General features: G+C 61.0%; 19 protein-coding genes. 10 read left to right on the top strand and 9 right to left on the bottom strand.

All coding sequences use genetic code 11. The annotated features are described in order from the left end of the window. Positions 1-69: 69 nt before the first annotated feature. From aat to K226_RS0110290, 3 genes are read left to right on the top strand one after another with little or no spacing between them, the layout of a single operon-like run. A complete protein-coding gene (gene aat / locus K226_RS18865) occupies positions 70-804 on the top strand; it encodes a leucyl/phenylalanyl-tRNA--protein transferase (RefSeq protein WP_035240988.1) in 735 nt (244 codons plus the stop codon). Between the two features lie 18 nt (positions 805-822). After that, a complete protein-coding gene (locus tag K226_RS18860; protein ID WP_081739357.1) occupies positions 823-1,608 on the top strand; it encodes an arginyltransferase in 786 nt (261 codons plus the stop codon). A gap of 30 nt (positions 1,609-1,638) precedes the next feature. Further along, entirely contained in the window at positions 1,639-2,448 is an 810-nt protein-coding gene (locus K226_RS0110290) for an IclR family transcriptional regulator (protein WP_024814731.1), read from the top strand. Between the two features lie 50 nt (positions 2,449-2,498). On the opposite strand, the gene pbpG is transcribed toward K226_RS0110290, so the two are convergent. The 6 genes from pbpG to K226_RS0110260 form a co-directional block, all read right to left on the bottom strand. Beyond that, positions 2,499-3,575: a D-alanyl-D-alanine endopeptidase gene (gene pbpG, locus K226_RS0110285; protein WP_024814730.1), complete on the bottom strand. Its 1,077-nt coding sequence runs from the start codon at positions 3,573-3,575 to the stop codon at positions 2,499-2,501. A gap of 114 nt (positions 3,576-3,689) precedes the next feature. Then, complete coding sequence (locus K226_RS0110280) at positions 3,690-5,228, bottom strand: 2-isopropylmalate synthase (protein WP_024814729.1); 1,539 nt, start codon at positions 5,226-5,228, stop codon at positions 3,690-3,692. 207 nt (positions 5,229-5,435) lie between these two features. After that, positions 5,436-6,269 carry a CDP-diacylglycerol--serine O-phosphatidyltransferase gene (gene pssA, locus K226_RS0110275; protein WP_024814728.1) on the bottom strand — a complete coding sequence of 278 codons (834 nt, stop codon included), beginning with the start codon at positions 6,267-6,269 and terminating at the stop codon, positions 5,436-5,438. 193 nt (positions 6,270-6,462) lie between these two features. After that, the gene (gene ilvC / locus K226_RS0110270) at positions 6,463-7,479 is read right to left on the bottom strand and encodes a ketol-acid reductoisomerase (RefSeq protein ID WP_024814727.1); all 1,017 of its coding nucleotides are present in this window, start codon (positions 7,477-7,479) and stop codon (positions 6,463-6,465) included. Positions 7,480-7,640: 161 nt separating this feature from the next. Further along, positions 7,641-8,132, bottom strand: coding sequence for an acetolactate synthase small subunit (ilvN, locus tag K226_RS0110265; RefSeq protein ID WP_024814726.1), 492 nt, complete (start codon positions 8,130-8,132; stop codon positions 7,641-7,643). Positions 8,133-8,275: 143 nt separating this feature from the next. After that, complete coding sequence (locus K226_RS0110260) at positions 8,276-10,066, bottom strand: acetolactate synthase 3 catalytic subunit (protein WP_024814725.1); 1,791 nt, start codon at positions 10,064-10,066, stop codon at positions 8,276-8,278. A gap of 281 nt (positions 10,067-10,347) precedes the next feature. On the opposite strand from K226_RS0110260, the gene K226_RS0110250 reads away from it, so the two are divergent. From K226_RS0110250 to K226_RS0110225, 6 genes are read left to right on the top strand one after another with little or no spacing between them, the layout of a single operon-like run. Next, entirely contained in the window at positions 10,348-10,917 is a 570-nt protein-coding gene (locus tag K226_RS0110250; protein WP_024814724.1) for an RNA polymerase sigma factor, read from the top strand. After that, positions 10,914-11,354: a DUF3619 family protein gene (locus K226_RS0110245; RefSeq protein WP_024814723.1), complete on the top strand. Its 441-nt coding sequence runs from the start codon at positions 10,914-10,916 to the stop codon at positions 11,352-11,354. Before K226_RS0110250 ends, K226_RS0110245 begins: the two co-directional genes overlap by 4 nt. 19 nt (positions 11,355-11,373) lie before the next feature. After that, complete coding sequence (locus K226_RS0110240; RefSeq protein WP_024814722.1) at positions 11,374-12,249, top strand: DUF3106 domain-containing protein; 876 nt, start codon at positions 11,374-11,376, stop codon at positions 12,247-12,249. A gap of 5 nt (positions 12,250-12,254) precedes the next feature. Continuing rightward, complete coding sequence (locus K226_RS0110235) at positions 12,255-12,794, top strand: RDD family protein (protein WP_081739356.1); 540 nt, start codon at positions 12,255-12,257, stop codon at positions 12,792-12,794. Positions 12,795-12,846: 52 nt separating this feature from the next. After that, positions 12,847-13,257 (top strand): diacylglycerol kinase, encoded by a 411-nt coding sequence (locus tag K226_RS0110230; protein WP_024814720.1) that lies wholly within the window; start codon positions 12,847-12,849, stop codon positions 13,255-13,257. Beyond that, a complete protein-coding gene (locus tag K226_RS0110225) occupies positions 13,250-13,843 on the top strand; it encodes a TIGR00730 family Rossman fold protein (protein ID WP_024814719.1) in 594 nt (197 codons plus the stop codon). Before K226_RS0110230 ends, K226_RS0110225 begins: the two co-directional genes overlap by 8 nt. A gap of 93 nt (positions 13,844-13,936) precedes the next feature. Here the strand turns inward: K226_RS0110225 and K226_RS0110220 are convergent, their stop codons facing one another. Both K226_RS0110220 and K226_RS0110215 read right to left on the bottom strand, forming a co-directional pair. Next, positions 13,937-14,275 (bottom strand): P-II family nitrogen regulator, encoded by a 339-nt coding sequence (locus K226_RS0110220; protein ID WP_024814718.1) that lies wholly within the window; start codon positions 14,273-14,275, stop codon positions 13,937-13,939. Between the two features lie 50 nt (positions 14,276-14,325). Continuing rightward, positions 14,326-15,984: an NAD+ synthase gene (locus tag K226_RS0110215; RefSeq protein ID WP_024814717.1), complete on the bottom strand. Its 1,659-nt coding sequence runs from the start codon at positions 15,982-15,984 to the stop codon at positions 14,326-14,328. A gap of 89 nt (positions 15,985-16,073) precedes the next feature. On the opposite strand from K226_RS0110215, the gene K226_RS0110210 reads away from it, so the two are divergent. Next, positions 16,074-17,453, top strand: a complete 1,380-nt coding sequence (locus K226_RS0110210; RefSeq protein ID WP_024814716.1) for a GNAT family N-acetyltransferase — start codon at positions 16,074-16,076, stop codon at positions 17,451-17,453. 65 nt (positions 17,454-17,518) lie between these two features. Here the strand turns inward: K226_RS0110210 and K226_RS0110205 are convergent, their stop codons facing one another. Continuing rightward, positions 17,519-17,809, bottom strand: coding sequence for a DUF2249 domain-containing protein (locus K226_RS0110205; RefSeq protein ID WP_024814715.1), 291 nt, complete (start codon positions 17,807-17,809; stop codon positions 17,519-17,521). Positions 17,810-17,917: the final 108 nt, after the last annotated feature.

The raw sequence follows: 17,917 nt of genomic DNA, 5'->3' as shown, positions 1-17,917 counted from the left end.
TGGCTCGCGCTGGGCCCACGTGAACGGCGCTTTGCAGCACAATCGAATGCTTTCCTGACTCAGCGCGATATGCCTCCTCAACTGCCCTGGCTGGAACCAGAGGACCCGTTACCCGATCCTTCCACCGCATGGGGAGGGGACAGCCCGGCCCCGGGACTGCTGGCAGCGGGCGGAGCCCTTGGAGTGCCCCAACTGCGCGCAGCCTACGCTCAGGGTACGTTTCCCTGGTTCAGCGCCGGTCAGCCCATTCTGTGGTGGGCACCAGACCCGCGCATGGTGCTGAAAGTTGCCGAGTTCCGGCTGCACCGGTCACTAAGAAAGACGCTGAATCGGTTTCGCGCCGATGCGGCCTGCGAAATACGCATCGACTCCGCTTTTGACCGGGTCATCCGGTCGTGCTCCAGCACCGCGCGGGAAGGGCAGAACGGCACCTGGATTGTCCCTGCCATGGTGGCAGCCTATGAAGCGCTGCATGCACAAGGCACTGCGCACAGCGTGGAAACATGGGTGGACGGAAAGCTGGCAGGTGGACTGTATTGCGTGGCGATCGGACACGCTGTATTCGGAGAATCCATGTTCGCCCACGCGACAAATGCCTCCAAAATCGCACTGGCAGCTCTGGTTTGCCTGTGCCGCCGCAACGGTGTCGAACTGATTGACTGTCAACAAAACACAGTGCATCTGGCATCGCTCGGTGCACATGAAATACCGCGCACAACGTTCATACAGCATGTAAAAGACCAGAGCTCCCAGCCGCCCATTCCGTGGCACTTCGAGCCCCTATACTGGAACGAATTGCTGTAATACCCGGGCGCCCACGGCATGACGCAACTCAACGACCTCCCGCTGCAAACGCTGCAGTTTTACGCAACGGCCCCTTACCCTTGCAGTTACCTGCCCGATCGGCAGGCACGGTCGCAGGTCGCCACCCCGAGCCATCTCATTCAAAGCGATCTTTACTCAGGCCTGGTGGCACAGGGGTTCCGGCGCAGCGGCATGTTCACCTATCGCCCTTATTGTGACGGGTGCCAGGCATGTGTCCCGCTGCGTATCAAAGCCCACGATTTCAAGCCCGATCGCAGCCAGCGCAGAGCAGTTGCGCGACACGGGCACCTGCAGGCTCGGGTGCTGAGGTTGTGTTTCATTCCAGAGCATTACCAGTTGTACCGGTCTTATCAGAACGCCCGCCATCCTGGGGGTGGCATGGACCACGACAGCATTGACCAGTACACACAGTTCCTGCTGCAAAGCCGGGTAAACACCCGTCTCGTGGAGTTTCGCGAACTCGATGCATCTGGTGATGCAGGGGCTCTGAAGATGGTGTCCATCCTGGATGTCCTGAACGATGGCCTCTCGGCCGTTTACACCTTCTATGCGCCGGATGCAGGTTGCAGCTACGGAACCTACAACGTGATGTGGCAGATTGAACAGGCAAGGTCATTGGGGCTGCCCCATGTGTACCTGGGTTACTGGATCCAGGAAAGCACCAAGATGAACTACAAAGCCCGGTTTACGCCCCATGAGATACGGGTAGCAAACACATGGATCTGCCCGCCGGACCATCAAGCATCTGGTCGCCCATCGCATCATCGAAATTTCACAAGATAAAATGCGCACATTCCCGTCACGCACCATCCCATGAAGAAAAAAGATCCAGGCATTCCCGTGAAACCCAGCGTTCAGGTGCTGGAACGCATGTTCACGCTGATCGATGTCCTGGCCTCGCGCGAAGAAGCCATTTCCCTCAAGGAAATCAGCGAAAAGACCGGACTGCACCCCTCCACGACCCATCGCATTCTCAACGACCTGACCATTGGACGGTTTGTTGATCGGCCCGAATCAGGCAGCTACCGGCTGGGCATGCGGCTGCTGGAGCTGGGCAATCTCGTCAAGGCTCGCCTGAGTGTGCGCGATGCGGCACTTGCACCCATGCGCAATCTGCACAAACTCATTCAGCAACCCGTGAACCTGAGCATGCGCCAGGGTGACGAAATTGTTTATGTGGAACGCGCCTACAGTGAACGCTCTGGAATGCAGGTGGTGCGCGCCATCGGTGGGCGTGCTCCGCTGCACCTGACGTCGACAGGCAAACTGTTTCTGGCGCTCGACGACCCGCAACGTGTGCGCGCCTATGCCACGCGCACAGGGCTGGCAGGACACACCCGCAACAGCATCACCCAACTGCCGATACTTGAGCGCGAACTTGCCAAGGCACGCCAATATGGCATTGCCCGTGATAACGAAGAACTGGAACTGGGAGTGCGCTGCATGGCGGCAGGGGTCTATGACGACCAGAGCAAGCTGGTAGCGGGCCTGTCGATATCGGCCCCGGCCGATCGCCTGGATGAAGGCTGGCTGCCCAAGCTGCAGGCCACAGCCCAAGAGATCTCTTTGGCGCTAGGCTACCTGGCCACCAAAGACGCGGGCAGCAGCCCTGCGAATGTGTAGAAAAGACCCGGAATCCTGCGGATCGTCGCCCCAGGCGAAACAAGCGCGGACTAGCCTGGACTGGACCGGGTCGCCTGGAGTTGGGAACCCAGTGCAGGCAGGGCCTCCACCCAATTGCGCACACGCTGCGCGTCACCCAGCCGACTGAACTTGCCCGCGGAATCAAGAAAAACCATTATGAGCTTGCGCCCCGCGATGTGTGTCTGCATCACCAGGCACCGGCCCGCCTCAGAGATGTAACCGGTCTTTTGCAGTCCGATATTCCACTCAGGGTTTTTCACCAGCCCATTGGTGTTGTTGTACTGCAAGGTCCTTTCACCCACTGCGACCTCGTATCCGGGAGAGGTGGAGAACTCCCGCATCACCGGGTCTCCATGGGCCGCATTCACCAGTCGAGCCAGATCGCGCGCACTCGCTTGGTTGCGGCTCGACAGACCCGTGGGCTCGACATAGTTGGTGTCGGTCATTCCCAATGAGCGGGCCTTGCTGTTCATCAGGGCTACAAACGCATTGAGCCCGCCTGGGTAGGTGCGCCCCAGTGCGTGCGCCGCACGGTTTTCACTGGACATAAGCGCCAGATGCAGCATCTCGCCACGGGTCAAGGTGGTGCCTACGCTCAGGCGCGAGCGGCTGCCCTTTTCCGTATCCACGTCATCCTGGGTAATGGTCACAAGCTCATCCATGGGCAGACGGGCCTGGGTGATGACGAGGCCCGTCATGAGCTTGGTCAGCGATGCAATGGGCAACACCGCATGGTCGTTCTTGCTGATCAGAACCTCATTCGTGTCCTGGTCGATCACGAAGGCCACGCTGGACTTCAGATCAAGGGGGTCGCTGACCTGGTGAAGTCCAGCCATCTGGGCGAAAGAAGGCTTGGCAGGCACGTAGGCAACCCGCGTAGGCGCCCTGGCGGTTCGCGCTGTAACGCGCACCGCCTTGCCCGCACCGGCAGCCTTGCGCAGTACCACCGAACGCTTGGCGCTGACGGACTGGGTTTGGGGCTTTTTGACCGAAGCTTTTTTTCGTTCCGCTGCATGGGCGGCTGGAAACACCAGCGCAACGCTCACAACAAGGAGACCAAAAAACTGAAGGAAAGGATTCACTGCTGTGCGGCGGCGATGGTGCATCAAAGTGCTCCAAACGGTAAAAGGTGTAGGCAGTGTACAGAATTGAAAAAAGTCGCGCAAGATCAACAGCTTGCACGACTTTTCAATAAAGTAAGTGAATTATAGGTTCACGCCTCAACCTTGTGCGGCCACACGGTCAGCTTTACTTTGTAATTTATTCAACGCGCTCAGATAGGCTTTGGCGGAGGCAACCACGATGTCCGGGTCCGATCCCACGCCATTCACGACACGACCGCTGTTTTGCAGACGCACCGTGACTTCGCCCTGGCTTTCGGTCGATCCACTGATGGCGTTGACCGAATACAGAACCATTTCCGCACCACTCTGGACATGTGACTCGATGGCTTTGAGCGATGCATCCACGGGACCATTGCCATCGGACTGCCCGCGAACCTCCTTGCCATCCACGGTGAACACGATCGTGGCCTGGGGGCGCTCGCCCGTTTCGCTGTGCTGAGAAAGCGAAACAAACCCAAATTGCTCTTTCTCGCTGGTCACGCTTTCGTCACTCACCAGCGCCAGGATGTCCTCGTCAAAAATCTCGCTCTTGCGGTCAGCCAGCTCTTTGAACTTTGCGAACGCATTGTTGACATCGGTTTCGCTTTCCAGTTGCACGCCCAGTTCCTGCAGGCGCTGCTTGAAAGCGTTGCGTCCGCTCAGCTTGCCCAGAACGATCTTGTTGGCACTCCAGCCCACGTCTTCCGCACGCATGATTTCATAGGTGTCACGGGCCTTCAGGACGCCGTCCTGGTGGATGCCGCTGGCATGGGCAAACGCATTGGCGCCCACCACGGCCTTGTTGGGCTGCACCACAAAACCCGTGGTCTGGCTCACCATGCGACTGGCGGCCACAATGTGCTTGGTGTCGATGCCGACGTCCAGCCCGTAATAGTCGCGGCGCGTCTTGACGGCCATGACAACCTCTTCAAGCGAGCAGTTGCCAGCCCGCTCACCCAGGCCATTGATGGTGCATTCCACCTGGCGCGCACCGCCGATCTTCACTCCAGCGAGCGAATTGGCCACTGCCATGCCCAGATCGTTATGGCAGTGCACCGACCAAATGGCCTTGTCGCTGTTGGGCACGCGCTCGCGCAGGTTCTTGATGAACTGGCCGTACAGCTCGGGCACGGCATAGCCCACGGTATCTGGCACATTGATGGTGGTGGCGCCCTCGGCAATCACCGCCTCGATCACACGGCACAGAAAATCGGGGTCGCTGCGGTAGCCGTCTTCGGGGCTGAACTCAATATCGCCCACCAGGTTGCGCGCAAAGCGCACCGACTGCTTGGCCTGCTCCAGCACCTGCTCTGGCGTCATGCGCAGCTTCTTTTCCATGTGCAGCGCCGACGTCGCGATAAAGGTGTGGATCCGTGCGCTGGCCGCACCCTGGAGGGCCTCGGCTGCGCGCGCGATATCGCGATCGTTCGCGCGGGACAGTGAGCAGATGGTCGATTCCTTGATCGCATTGGCGATCGCCTGGACGGCTTCAAAATCCCCGTTGGAGCTGGCTGCAAAACCGGCTTCAATCACATCCACCTTCAGGCGCTCAAGCTGGCGGGCAATGCGCAGCTTTTCGTCTTTGGTCATGGATGCGCCGGGCGATTGCTCGCCATCGCGCAAGGTGGTGTCAAAAATGATGAGTTTGTCAGCCATTTGGTCTCTCCTGATACTGATGGGGTGGCCCGCAACGTCGAAATTCTGGCGCCCAAAACAAAAGGCCCGTTGCGGGTGCATACGGGCCTTTGTGGAAAAAGTGTGCGCGTGCGCCTACCGTCTCCGCCCGTGGGGAGATAGCAGTAGAGCCAGTGCAAACATATTCATGCGATCCAATGTAGCACAGTTTTTTACGCCCTGCAGCCGTCACCGGTGCAGTCCCCGTTCGTCGGGCTCGTCGGTTGACATGCTGATCACACTGCTGTGTTGCCCCTTGGCCTTGCGCCATGCATACACGGCATAGCCGCTCATGCCATACACAACAAAAACGCCAAACATGACAATCGGCGGGTGGATATTGATGACTGCAATGCCCAGGGCAATCAGCACGATGACAGCGAAGGGCACGCTCTTTTTCATCTGCACGTCCTTGAAGCTATAGAACGGCACATTGGTCACCATGGTGAGCCCCGCATACAAGGTAAAGGCAAACATGATCCAGGTAACCTGGTTCCAGGTCAGCCACAGGTCCTCACCCCTGCGCACCCCCAGCTCGGTCATCAGCCAGATGAAGCCCGCCACCAGCGCGGCCGCAGCGGGCGATGGCAGCCCCTGAAAATAACGCTTGTCTACCACGCTGGTGTTGACGTTGAACCGCGCCAGCCGCAGCGCCGCACACGCACAATAGACAAACGCGGCAATCCAGCCCCAGCGGCCCAGACCCCTGAGCGACCATTCGTAGGCAATCAGGGCCGGCGCCGCACCAAACGACACCATGTCGGACAGCGAATCCATTTGTTCGCCAAAGGCGCTTTGCGTGTTCGTCATGCGCGCCACCCGGCCGTCCAGGCTGTCGAGCACCATGGCACAGAAAACGCCCACGGCGGCCATGTCAAACCGGCCGTTCATCGCCATCACGATCGAATAGAACCCACCGAACAATGCCGCCAGCGTGAACAGGTTGGGCAGGATGTAGATGCCCTTGCGCCGTTTGCGCACCATCACACCAGGATTTTCAGTAGATTCACTGCCATCATGCATCAAATAGGCCTCCAGCCCTTGCCCATCATGCGCAAGCAGCTCTCAAATTTATAGTATTCAGTCATCACCCGCAAAACAGGCAAACCACCGCGTGCGCCCAAGGCGAAGGCAGCAGTGTAGCGCCTGCCCACACAGCACCCCGGCCACAAAAAAGGCCACCGAAGTGGCCTTGGAATGCTTCAGAAATGAAGCATCAGTTGCGGGTCTGGTCGACCAGCTTGTTCTTGGCAATCCAGGGCATCATTGCGCGCAACTGGCCGCCCACCTTTTCGATGGAGTGGTCAGCCGTATTGCGGCGGCGCGCGGTCATGCTGGGGTAACCGGTGCGACCTTCCAGAATGAACATCTTGGCGTATTCGCCGTTCTGAATGCGCTTGAGGGCGTTGCGCATGGCTTCGCGCGACTGGGCGTTGATCACTTCGGGGCCGGTCACATACTCGCCGTATTCGGCGTTGTTCGAGATCGAGTAGTTCATGTTGGCAATGCCGCCTTCGTAGATCAGGTCCACGATGAGCTTGAGCTCGTGCAGGCACTCGAAGTAGGCCATTTCAGGCGCGTAGCCGGCTTCGACCAGGGTTTCATAACCCATCTTGATCAGCTCGACGGCGCCGCCGCACAGCACGGCCTGCTCGCCGAACAGGTCGGTCTCGGTTTCTTCCTTGAAGTTGGTCTCGATGATGCCGGCCTTGCCGCCACCATTGGCCATCGCGTAGCTCAGGGCCAAGTCACGGGCCTTGCCCGTCTTGTCCTGGTGCACCGCCACCAGGTGGGGCACGCCGCCGCCCTGGGTGTAGGTGTTGCGCACGGTGTGGCCAGGAGCCTTGGGGGCCACCATCCACACGTCCAGATCGGCGCGGGGAACGACCTGGTTGTAGTGCACATTGAAGCCGTGGGCGAAGGCCAGCGATGCGCCTTGCTTGATGTTCGGCTCGACATTGTTCTTGTAGACGCCAGCGATGTCTTCGTCGGGCAGCAAGATCATGACCACGTCAGCAGCCTTCACGGCGTCGTTGACCTCCATCACCGTGAGGCCAGCCTTGCCGACCTTGTCCCATGAGGCACCACCCTTGCGCAGACCGACCACGACCTTCACGCCACTGTCGTTCAGGTTTTGTGCATGGGCGTGGCCCTGCGAGCCATAGCCGATGATGGCAACGGTCTTGCCCTTGATCAGGCTCAGGTCACAGTCTTTGTCGTAGAAAACTTTCATGGGTCGCTCCGGTTGAAATGCGTTGTTGGGGGTTGAAAACTAAACAGTCGATTGTCTTACATAGGATTCGACGTCAACCGGATAACCAGGCGGGGAACCGCAAACAGTGCTCTGGCACGGCAAGGCGACCCAGCACCGTTAGCTGGTTGAAGGCGAATCCGTTACACGCGCAAGATGCGCTCGCCGCGCCCGATGCCGCTGGCACCGGTGCGGACGGTTTCCAGGATCGCCGTGCGGTCGATCGCCTGCAAAAAGGCATCGTTCTTGGACTGGTCGCCAGTGAGCTCGATGGTGTAGCTCTTTTCGGTGACGTCGATGATGCGGCCGCGGAAGATGTCGGCCATGCGCTTCATCTCCTCACGCTCCTTGCCCACCGCACGCACCTTCACCATCATGAGCTCGCGCTCGGTGTAAGCGCCTTCGGTCAGGTCCACCACTTTCACCACCTCGATGAGACGGTTCAGGTGCTTGGTAATCTGCTCGATCACGTCTTCGGAGCCCGTGGTCTGGATGGTCATGCGCGAGAGCGACGCATCCTCGGTAGGCGCCACGGTGAGCGACTCGATGTTGTAACCCCGGGCAGAGAACAGGCCCACAACGCGCGACAGCGCGCCGGGTTCGTTTTCGAGCAAAACGGCAATGATGTGTTTCATGGTGTCCAGATTCCTCTTTTTGCTGCCCTCCCCCGTGCACGGTAATGCACGGGCTTGGCAGGCAATAGATTCGTCAAAAATTGAATGCTATTAAATTAATAGCTACTTACGCTTGATGGAAAAGCGCTGGAGGCCGATTTGGCTTAAAGATCTTCCGACCCCAGCAACATTTCGGTAATGCCCTTGCCGGCCTGCACCATCGGGAACACGTTCTCGGTGGGGTCGGTGCGGAAGTCCATGAACACGGTGCGGTCCTTGAGCTTGCGCGCCTCGCGCAGCGCGGGCTCCACGTCTTTGGGGTGTTCGATCAGCAGGCCCACATGCCCATAGGCCTCGGCCAGCTTGACGAAGTTGGGCAGCGCGTCCATGTAGCTGTGGCTGTAGCGGCCGGAGTATTCAATCTCCTGCCACTGGCGCACCATGCCCAGATAGCGGTTGTTCAATGCGCAGATCTTGATCGGCGTGTTGTACTGCAGGCAAGTGGACAGTTCTTGAATGTTCATCTGCACCGAGCCTTCGCCCGTGATGCAGAACACTTCGCTTTGCGGCTTGGCCAGCTTGATGCCCATGGCATAGGGGATGCCCACGCCCATGGTGCCCAGGCCACCAGAATTGATCCAGCGGCGCGGCTCGTCAAAGCGGTAGTACTGCGCGGCCCACATCTGGTGCTGGCCCACGTCGGACGTGATGTAGGTGTCCGCGTCCTTGGTCATGTTCCACAGCGTCTCGACCACATACTGCGGCTTGATCACATCGCCGCTGCCCATGTCGTACTTGAGGCAATCGCGCTTGCGCCAGCCTTCAATGGTGTCCCACCAGGCGGCGAGCGCGCCGGTGTCGGGGCGGGTGCTGCCTTCGCGGATCATCGAGATCAGCTCGGTCAGCACGTCTTTCACATCGCCCACGATCGGAATATCGACCTTGACGCGCTTGGAGATGCTGGACGGGTCGATGTCCACATGGATGATCTTGCGCTCGTTCTGCGCAAAATGCTTGGTGTTGCCGATCACGCGGTCGTCAAACCGCGCGCCAACCGCCAGCAGCACATCGCAGTTCTGCATGGCATTGTTGGCTTCGATGGTGCCGTGCATGCCCAGCATGCCCAGGAATTTGCGATCCGACGCCGGATAGGCACCCAGGCCCATCAACGTGTTGGTCACGGGGTAGCCCAGCATGTCGACCAGGGTACGCAACTCGTTGGTGGCATTGCCCAGCAACACACCACCGCCAGTATAGATATAGGGGCGCTTGGCCGCCAGCAGCAACTGAAGCGCCTTGCGAATCTGGCCGCCGTGGCCCTTCTTTACCGGGTTGTAGGAGCGCATTTCCACGGTTTGGGGATAACCGGAGTAAGGCACCTTCTTGAACGAAACGTCCTTCGGAATGTCGACCACCACGGGGCCAGGTCGGCCGGTGCGTGCGATGTGGAAGGCTTTTTTCAGCGTCATGGCCAGATCGCGTGGATCCTTGACCAGGAAGTTGTGCTTCACGATGGGGCGCGTGATGCCCACCGTGTCGCATTCCTGGAACGCATCCAGACCGATGGCCGCCGTGGGCACCTGGCCGGAGATGATCACCATGGGAATGCTGTCCATGTAGGCCGTGGCAATGCCGGTCACGGCATTGGTAAGCCCCGGGCCTGAAGTGACCAGCGCCACACCCACCTCGCCGGTGGCTCGTGCGTAGCCGTCTGCCGCATGCACTGCTGCCTGTTCATGGCGCACCAGCACATGCTGAATGGTGTCTTGCTTGTACAGCGCGTCGTAGATGTACAAAACTGCGCCGCCTGGGTAGCCCCAGATGTACTGAACGTTTTCGGCCTGCAACGACTTGACGAGAATTTCAGAACCCATGAGGTCCTGAGAGCCGGAGGCGGGGAAGTTGCCTTGGGAGGCAGCGGCTGCCGATGTGAGTTCAGCCTTTGTGATTTCCATGATCAACCTTTGTGAATTTCTCTGACGAAAAACCTTGGGTGCTCCTCGCATGGACTCTCGTGAAGCCAGCTCGGAACTTGAGGCCAAGGACATGGGCGGGATGATTGCCGCGCCGGACCGTGACCCGTTTGCCTTTTGAATTGCAAACGAAATTATCGCACTGCAACACGAACAAAACCAGCTATTCGCGGAAAATTCAGCGCCCAATGCGATAATTGAATGGCTATGACCGCTCTATCGTGCGTTCTCGCACGACATCGACCCTCCCGGGCTGACTCCTCTTGGCAACAGAACAAGAACTCTCCGATTTCCTCAAAAGTGTAGAAAAGCGCGCATTCAAGCGCTCGATCTATCACGTCCGCAACGAGGAAGCGGCCCTGGACATTGTTCAGGACAGCATGCTCAAGCTGGCCGAGCACTACGGCGACAAGCCCCCGGGCGAGCTGCCCATGCTCTTTCAGCGCATTCTGTCGAACTGCACGCTGGACTGGTTTCGTCGCCAGAAGACGCGCAATGCGCTGTTTTCCAGCATGAGCGACTTTGATGGACCGGGCGACGATGGCGCAGAATTTGATCTGCTTGAAGCCTATGCCGGCCCCGACAATGGGGAGCGGGCTGAAAGCGCGGAAGATCTGGCGCGGCGCGCGCAGACCTTCAAGGACATCGAAGCAGAGATTGAGGAGTTGCCAGCACGTCAACGGGAAGCGTTTCTCATGCGTTACTGGGAAGAAATGGATGTCGCAGAAACAGCAGCCGCCATGGGCTGCTCCGAAGGCAGCGTCAAAACACACTGTTTTCGTGCAGTACAGGCCCTCAGCAAGGCACTGAAGGCAAAAGGAATCGAGCCATGAACAAAGCAAACACTCTCCCCACCGAAATGGCGGCAGATCGTTTCGCCCGCCGCGTCACCGCGCGACTGACCAGTGGAACGGATGACCTGCCCTACGATATTTCCGAGCGGCTGCGCGCCGCCCGCATGCAGGCACTGGCCAAGCGCAAAGTCGTCGTGCAGGTCCGGCGTGCAGCCCCTGCCGTTCTGCATTCAGGCAACACGGCGGTGCTCGGCGGTGGCAACGAACGCAGTGGCTGGTGGAGTGCGCTGGTTTCGGCCATCCCGGTAATGGCCCTGCTGGTGGGACTTGTGGTGATCAATGACTCCCAGGACGAAATCGGCACCAACGAAGTGGCAGAAGTCGACGCTGCATTGCTGACCGATGATCTCCCCCCTGCAGCCTATTCCGACCCCGGTTTTGTACAGTTCCTGAAAACAGCCCATTCCAGCAACTGATTGCGCCCTTTTTTACTGCATGCACTCAAGTTCACCTGACGCCCGCCTCACCATGCCAGCCTTCGTGCTGGCTTTGGTGCTTTTAGGCGCGCTCGCGGCAGGCGGCGTGTCAGTGCTCAATCAGGTGCGCATGGCACCCGGCACCCTGCTTCCAGCCGCTGCGCTGGCACCCAAGTCTGGTGGCAAGGGCGCCCCCGGCACTGTGACCGACCCGACCCGGCAAACCCATGCCGGCCCGGGCTGGGAAGTTCTGAACACGCCCCAAAAATTGGCACTTTACCCACTGGCGGAACGTTGGGCACTTCTCAGCGAGTTGCAAAAACGGCGCTGGCTCGCCCTCGCCCAGAATTTTCCGACGCTGCCTGAAACCGAGCAGGAAAAGCTGCACAGTCGCATGACGGAATGGGCCAGCCTCAGCGCGCAGCAGCGCAATCAGGCAAGGCTCAACTATGCCGACTCCAATCGCCTGGCCCGCGACAACAAACTCGCCCAATGGCAAGCCTATCAGGCGCTGAGTGACGAAGAAAAGCGCAAGCTGGCTGCCCGCGCGGCAACCAAATCACAGGGCGCAGCCCCGGCGATCAAACCGGTTTCTCCCCGCAAGCTGGCACAGATTCCGGCGGCCTCGGAGGTCAACCCCAACCGCCCCAACCAGCCCAAGATTCCGCCCGTGAAGAGCCTGTCGCCGCGCGCTGCAACGCCGGTGCAGCCCGCCCCGGCGGCCGCGCCCGGCGCCCCTGGATATCCTGCACCGGCGCCGGCTCCTGTGGTGGAAACCAGCCCGGTCAACGTGCCTGTGGCCGAGCCAGTCACGCTGCCGCCCCTGTCGGCCACACCGCCCGCCCATAACCTTGCCCCAGGGGGGCACGATGCGCCCCTGCATGCTCCCCCGTAATTTGCATGTCTGCCTTGCCCTCCCCTGACGCACTGCCTGCCGCTGTGGCAGCACCCCTGAATCTGCAAGCCCCCCGCCTGATCCGCCGCATGGCATGCTGGATGTACGAAGGCATCCTGATGTTCGGCGTGGTCTTCATCGCCGGCTACCTGTTTGGCACCCTGAGCCAGACCCGCAACGCCATGGACAACCGCCACGCGCTGCAGGCCTTCCTGTTCGTGGTGTTTGGCATCTACTTCACCTGGTTCTGGGCCAAGGGGCAGACGCTGGCCATGAAGACCTGGCACATCCGTGTCGTGGATCGCGATGGCCGTCCGCTCACCCAGCGGCGCGCACTGCTGCGCTACGTTTGTTCCTGGCTGTGGTTTCTGCCGCCGTTGGCCGCTTTGGCACCTTTTTCGCTGCCGGGCGGTGAAGCCACGGTGATCGTACTGGGCTGGGTCGCCGTGTGGGCGGTGTTGAGCCGTTTTCACCCACAGCAGCAGTTCTGGCACGACGCACTGGCGGGCACACGCCTGGTGCACTACGAACCTGCAAAAAAGTAAGCCCTGTTCGGACCGACCCGTTCCGGACACATCCTCCCCCGACAATCGCGGCATGCAATCATCCGACCCGTCACACCACGCACCTGCCAACCCCCAGAAGGCCCGGTCCGGGCTGAACCGCATCTGGCATGCCACCGGTTACTCCATCGCAGGGCTGCGTGCCGGCTGGAACGAAAAAGCGTTTCGCCAGGAGGCCCTTGCGGCCGTCGTCCTGGTTCCGCTGTCGTTCTGGCTGGGTCATGGCTGGGTCGAAGTGGCGCTGCTGGCGGGTTCAGTGGTGATCGTCATGATTGTTGAACTGCTCAACACCGGCATCGAGACAGCCATCGACCGCATCGGCCCCGAGTGGCACGACCTCTCCAAACGGGCCAAGGACATGGGCAGCGCTGCCGTACTGCTGGCGCTGCTGCTGTGCATCAGCATCTGGTCTGCCGCCATTCTTCAAAGGTTTCTTCATGGCTGAGCCCGCATTTTCGATCTGTGTGTACTGTGGCTCGCGCCCCGGCGAGAGCGCGGCGTTTGCCCAGGCGGCTGCGGCCGTGGGCCAGTGGATTGGTTCGCATGGCGGCCAACTCGTCTACGGTGGCGGGCGCAGCGGCCTGATGGGCACGGTGGCCGAAGCCACGCGCCTGGCCGGTGGCCGTGTAGTGGGCGTGATACCGCAAACCCTGGTCGACAAGGAGCTGGCCAACCAACAGTGCGACGAGTTGCACATCGTGCAGACCATGCATGAGCGCAAAGCCATGATGGCGGAGCGCAGCAACGCCTTTGTTGCGCTACCCGGCGGCATCGGAACCTTTGAGGAGCTGTTTGAAGTGTGGACCTGGCGCCAGCTGGGCTATCACGACAAGCCGCTGGGCCTGCTCAATGTGGCCGGCTATTACGACGGCTTGCTGGGCTTCTTGCAATCCAGCGTGGCCAACGGATTCATGGGCAATTGGCAAATGGACCTTCTGCACGCAAGCACCGATGTAGAGGCCCTGCTGCGCACGCTGGTGCAGGAGGCCGGTCCCGATCAGGCATCCATGCCATTGCGCTCGGTGATTTAAGAACCAAAGCCCCCGGTCGCGCAAACCTCAGCATCGGCCACCGCGCAAGGCGTACAGCGAGCTACGCAGCGCGCCTGCGGGGAGCGTCACGGATCAGATCGCTGCGTCATCCAGGTCGCCGGTGCGAATGCGCACCACGCGCTCCACGGCCGTCACGAAAATCTTGCCGTCCCCGATCTTTCCCGTGCGCGCCACATTCACGATGGCGTCCACGCAGCGCTCCAGGTCTTCGGTTTTTACCACCACCTCAACCTTCACCTTGGGCAGGAAATCAACCACATATTCGGCCCCGCGGTACAGCTCGGTGTGGCCTTTCTGGCGCCCAAAACCCTTCACCTCGGTCACGGTGAGGCCGGTCACGCCACATTCGGCCAAGGCTTCTCGGACTTCTTCGAGCTTGAAGGGCTTGATGACGGCGGTGATCATTTTCATGGGGGGTCTCCTGGGGGAATTAAAAAAGCGGCGGGCCTGGCGGATGCCCGTCAGGCCCTGAATTTGCTGGTGATAGGGTAACGCCAGTCCTTGCCGAAGCTGCGGCGCGTCACGCGCACGCCCACAGGGGCCTGGCGGCGCTTGTATTCGTTGAGCTTGATCAGCCGTGTGACGCGCTCGACATCGGCGCGCTCAAACCCGGCTGCAATGATGGACTCTATCGGTTCATCATTCTCCATGTAGCGAGCCACGATCGCATCGAGCACCTCGTAAGCCGGCAAACTATCCTGGTCTTTCTGGTCGGGGCGCAACTCGGCACTGGGCGGGCGCGTGATGATGCGCTCGGGGATGGGGTTCGCCCCGGTGCCATACGGGTCGTGGGCATTGCGCCAGCGCGCCAGGGCAAACACCCGGGTCTTGGCCACGTCCTTGATGGGCGCAAAGCCGCCGGCCATGTCACCGTACAGCGTGCAGTAGCCCGTGGCCAGCTCACTCTTATTGCCGGTGGTCAGCACAATGGCCCCGAATTTGTTCGACAAGGCCATGAGCAGCATGCCGCGGATGCGCGCCTGCAGGTTCTCTTCGGTCGTGTCTTCGGCGCGGCCGGCAAAATGCGGCGCCAGCGCGGCCTTGAAGGCCTCGAACTGTGACGCAATCGAGGTTTCGTCATGGCGCACACCCATGCGCTCGGCCATGTCGCGCGCATCGATCCAGCTGATGTCCGCCGTGTAGGGCGACGGCATCATCACCGTGCGCACCTTGTCGGCGCCCAGGGCATCCACCGCAATGGCCAGCACCAGCGCCGAATCAATGCCGCCCGACAAACCCAGCAAGGCGCCCGGGAAGCCGTTTTTGCCCACATAGTCGCGCACGCCCAGCACCAGCGCATCCCACAGGTCGGCTTCCAGGCTGCACTCGGGCACCACCTCTGCTTCTATTTTGATAGCTGCTTGCGCTTGCCGGATATGCGCAAACACCAGTTTTTCCTTGAAGCCTGGGGCGCGCCCCGCTACCGAGCCATCTGCATTCAGGGCAAACGAGCGGCCTTCAAAAACCACCTCGTCCTGCCCGCCCACCAGGTGGGCATAGACCAGTGGCAGGCCGGTCTCGGCCACGCGCTCGCGCATGGTCTGCTCGCGCTCGGCGCTCTTGCCCAGGTGAAAGGGCGATGCATTGATCACCGCCAGCAGCTGCGCCCCCGCGCTGGCAGCAGCGCGTGCAGGCTCTGGAAACCATGCGTCTTCGCAGATCAGCACCCCGACCCGCACGCCCTGCACCTCGAAAACGCAGGGCGACTGGCCGGCAACGAAATAGCGGCGCTCATCGAACACCTGGTAATTGGGCAGCTCGCGCTTGGCATAGGTCTGCTCGATCTGGCCATGCCGCAGCACGCTGGCCGCATTCAGGCACGGGCTGAACGCCGGGTCGCCGGCAGCCAGCTTTTGCGGATGGCCCAGAACGATCGCAAGGCCATTCAACCCCGCGGTCTCGCGGGCCACGGTTTTCACGGCATCATCACAGGCCGCCAGAAACGCGGGGCGCAGGAACAGGTCTTCTGCCGCGTAGCCACAGATGGCCAGTTCGGGCGTCAGCAACAGACGCGCGCCCTGCGCGTGAGCTTCATGCGCGGCTGCGATGATTTTCTGCGCATTGCCGGGCATGTCGCCCACGACAAAATTGAGCTGAGCGGTGCAAATGGAGAGCATCATGGAACTGGAATCGGCTTTTGTAGCCGGGTTGGACACCGCCACCACAGCCCACAACGGCCCCGTGCAAAACGGTGGTCCACGGAGGCAGCATGGCTGAAGGCGCCATTATCGCGCGCGTGCTGGCATCGCCGCTGGAGGTGGACGCCACTGCCTGGAACGCCCTGCTGGCACTGCAATCGCACCCCACCCCGTTCATGCGCCACGAATACCTGGCCGCCCTGCATGAGAGCGAGAGCGCTGTTCCCCACACGGGCTGGACACCTCGGTTCATGACCCTGTGGGAGGGCGACCTGCTGGTGGCAGCCTGCCCGCTGTACCTCAAAAGCCATTCTTACGGCGAATACGTGTTTGACTGGGCCTGGGCCAGTGCCTACGAGCAGCACGGCGTCCCCTACTACCCCAAGGCCGTGGTGGCGGTGCCCTTCACGCCCGTGCCCGGCACCCGGCTGATGGCGCGCGACGCCGCAGCCCGCCAGTGGCTGGTGCAGGCGCTGTGCCAGTGGTGCGAGGACGAGGGCATCTCGTCACTGCATGTGCTGTTCGCCAGCGACGACGATGTGCTGACCGGCGCCCGCGAAGGCCTGATGCTGCGGCATACGGTGCAGTTTCATTGGAAGAATGTGGCCCCCACGCTAGGCACTGACGTGTCCTCGCTGCCCCCCGAGGGGGCTCTCGCCGCCTTGGGGCGGCCCGGCGGCGGCTCGGGTGCGGCCCCCACGCTCGGCACGGGCGGGTTTTTGCTGCCCACAGAGAGCGTCCTCGCAGCGGTCGAAAGCCATTGCGACAGCGGCTCGGCGGCAGCCGGAACGCTTGCCTACCGCGATTTCGACGATTTTCTGGCGCACCTCACGCAGGAAAAGCGCAAGAAATTCCGCCAGGAACGCCGGCGCGTGGCCGAGGCAGGTGTCACCTTTCGCTGGGCACTGGGGGCTGACATCACTGCGGACGACTGGAACTTCTTTTACCGTTGCTACGAACGCACCTATCTGGAACACGGCAACCCGCCCTACCTCACGCGGGCATTCTTTCAGCAGATGGCCGATCGCATGCCCGAACACTGGCTGCTGTTTATTGCAGAGCGCGAAGGCCGTCCAATTGCTAGTAGTTTGATAGCTATCAGCGCACAGCCATCAAGCGCCAGAGGCCAATATCATTCAAAGTATGCCGGCTGCACCGCCTACGGCCGTTACTGGGGTGCGCTGGAGCGGGTGGACTGCCTCCATTTCGAAGCCTGCTACTACCAGCCCCTGGCATGGTGCATTGCGCATGGCGTGCAGCGATTCGAAGGCGGCGCGCAAGGCGAGCACAAAATGGCCCGCGCCCTGCTGCCCGTTCCGGCGACCAGCATGCACTGGCTGGCAAATCCGGCATTTGCCGATGCGGTGGACCGGTTTCTGGCACGCGAAGTTGCGGGGGTAGAGCAGTATCTGGACCATCTGCAGGCACGCAGCCCGTTTCGGGCGGCCTGACACCTCGCCTCACACAATGGCGGGGCCAAAACCCGGCGGCCTTGCGCCGCCGACGCTGCGGGGCCTCAGCCGCCGCAGGCGCCACCCGAGCAGCAAGAACCGCCCGTGGCTGCGGCGGGCTCGGTCTTGCTGATCTGTACACGCCACAGATCGGGGCCTTGCTGCAGATAAGCCCATTTGAACGCGCCCGCAGAGCGGACCTCGAATTGCTGGCGCAGTGGCTGTGGATCATGGTCGTTGACCAATTGCAGCGCCTCGCCGGGCAACAGCGCATCGAAGCGGCCAAAAATCAGGGCGTGGCGCTCGCGGGGCGCAATTTCGCGTACATCGATGACGGAATTCTGGGTGGAAGTCATGGCAAAGCCTTTCTAGGGGAAGTGAACAAGAGCAACGAAAAATGATTCAGACTGGCAACCTCGGCCCCGGCGCTGAGTCGTTGAGGCGCTGGCAAGGCGTTGCAACAA

This window comes from Acidovorax sp. JHL-3, from assembly GCF_000526295.1.
GTDB classification, from domain to species: Bacteria; Pseudomonadota; Gammaproteobacteria; order Burkholderiales; family Burkholderiaceae_C; genus Acidovorax; species Acidovorax defluvii.
The sequence above is the reverse complement of the archived record's forward strand: the minus strand, read 5'-3'. Positions and strand labels throughout refer to the sequence as shown.

Coding starts and splice junctions, on each gene's coding strand:
- aat (WP_035240988.1), top strand. CDS start 70: ATGCCTCCTCAACTGCCCTGGCTGGAACCAGAGGACCCGTTACCCGAT.
- K226_RS18860 (WP_081739357.1), top strand. CDS start 823: ATGACGCAACTCAACGACCTCCCGCTGCAAACGCTGCAGTTTTACGCA.
- K226_RS0110290 (WP_024814731.1), top strand. CDS start 1,639: ATGAAGAAAAAAGATCCAGGCATTCCCGTGAAACCCAGCGTTCAGGTG.
- pbpG (WP_024814730.1), bottom strand. CDS start 3,575: ATGCACCATCGCCGCCGCACAGCAGTGAATCCTTTCCTTCAGTTTTTT.
- K226_RS0110280 (WP_024814729.1), bottom strand. CDS start 5,228: ATGGCTGACAAACTCATCATTTTTGACACCACCTTGCGCGATGGCGAG.
- pssA (WP_024814728.1), bottom strand. CDS start 6,269: ATGCATGATGGCAGTGAATCTACTGAAAATCCTGGTGTGATGGTGCGC.
- ilvC (WP_024814727.1), bottom strand. CDS start 7,479: ATGAAAGTTTTCTACGACAAAGACTGTGACCTGAGCCTGATCAAGGGC.
- ilvN (WP_024814726.1), bottom strand. CDS start 8,132: ATGAAACACATCATTGCCGTTTTGCTCGAAAACGAACCCGGCGCGCTG.
- K226_RS0110260 (WP_024814725.1), bottom strand. CDS start 10,066: ATGGAAATCACAAAGGCTGAACTCACATCGGCAGCCGCTGCCTCCCAA.
- K226_RS0110245 (WP_024814723.1), top strand. CDS start 10,914: ATGAACAAAGCAAACACTCTCCCCACCGAAATGGCGGCAGATCGTTTC.
- K226_RS0110240 (WP_024814722.1), top strand. CDS start 11,374: ATGCACTCAAGTTCACCTGACGCCCGCCTCACCATGCCAGCCTTCGTG.
- K226_RS0110235 (WP_081739356.1), top strand. CDS start 12,255: ATGTCTGCCTTGCCCTCCCCTGACGCACTGCCTGCCGCTGTGGCAGCA.
- K226_RS0110230 (WP_024814720.1), top strand. CDS start 12,847: ATGCAATCATCCGACCCGTCACACCACGCACCTGCCAACCCCCAGAAG.
- K226_RS0110225 (WP_024814719.1), top strand. CDS start 13,250: ATGGCTGAGCCCGCATTTTCGATCTGTGTGTACTGTGGCTCGCGCCCC.
- K226_RS0110220 (WP_024814718.1), bottom strand. CDS start 14,275: ATGAAAATGATCACCGCCGTCATCAAGCCCTTCAAGCTCGAAGAAGTC.
- K226_RS0110215 (WP_024814717.1), bottom strand. CDS start 15,984: ATGATGCTCTCCATTTGCACCGCTCAGCTCAATTTTGTCGTGGGCGAC.
- K226_RS0110210 (WP_024814716.1), top strand. CDS start 16,074: ATGGCTGAAGGCGCCATTATCGCGCGCGTGCTGGCATCGCCGCTGGAG.
- K226_RS0110205 (WP_024814715.1), bottom strand. CDS start 17,809: ATGACTTCCACCCAGAATTCCGTCATCGATGTACGCGAAATTGCGCCC.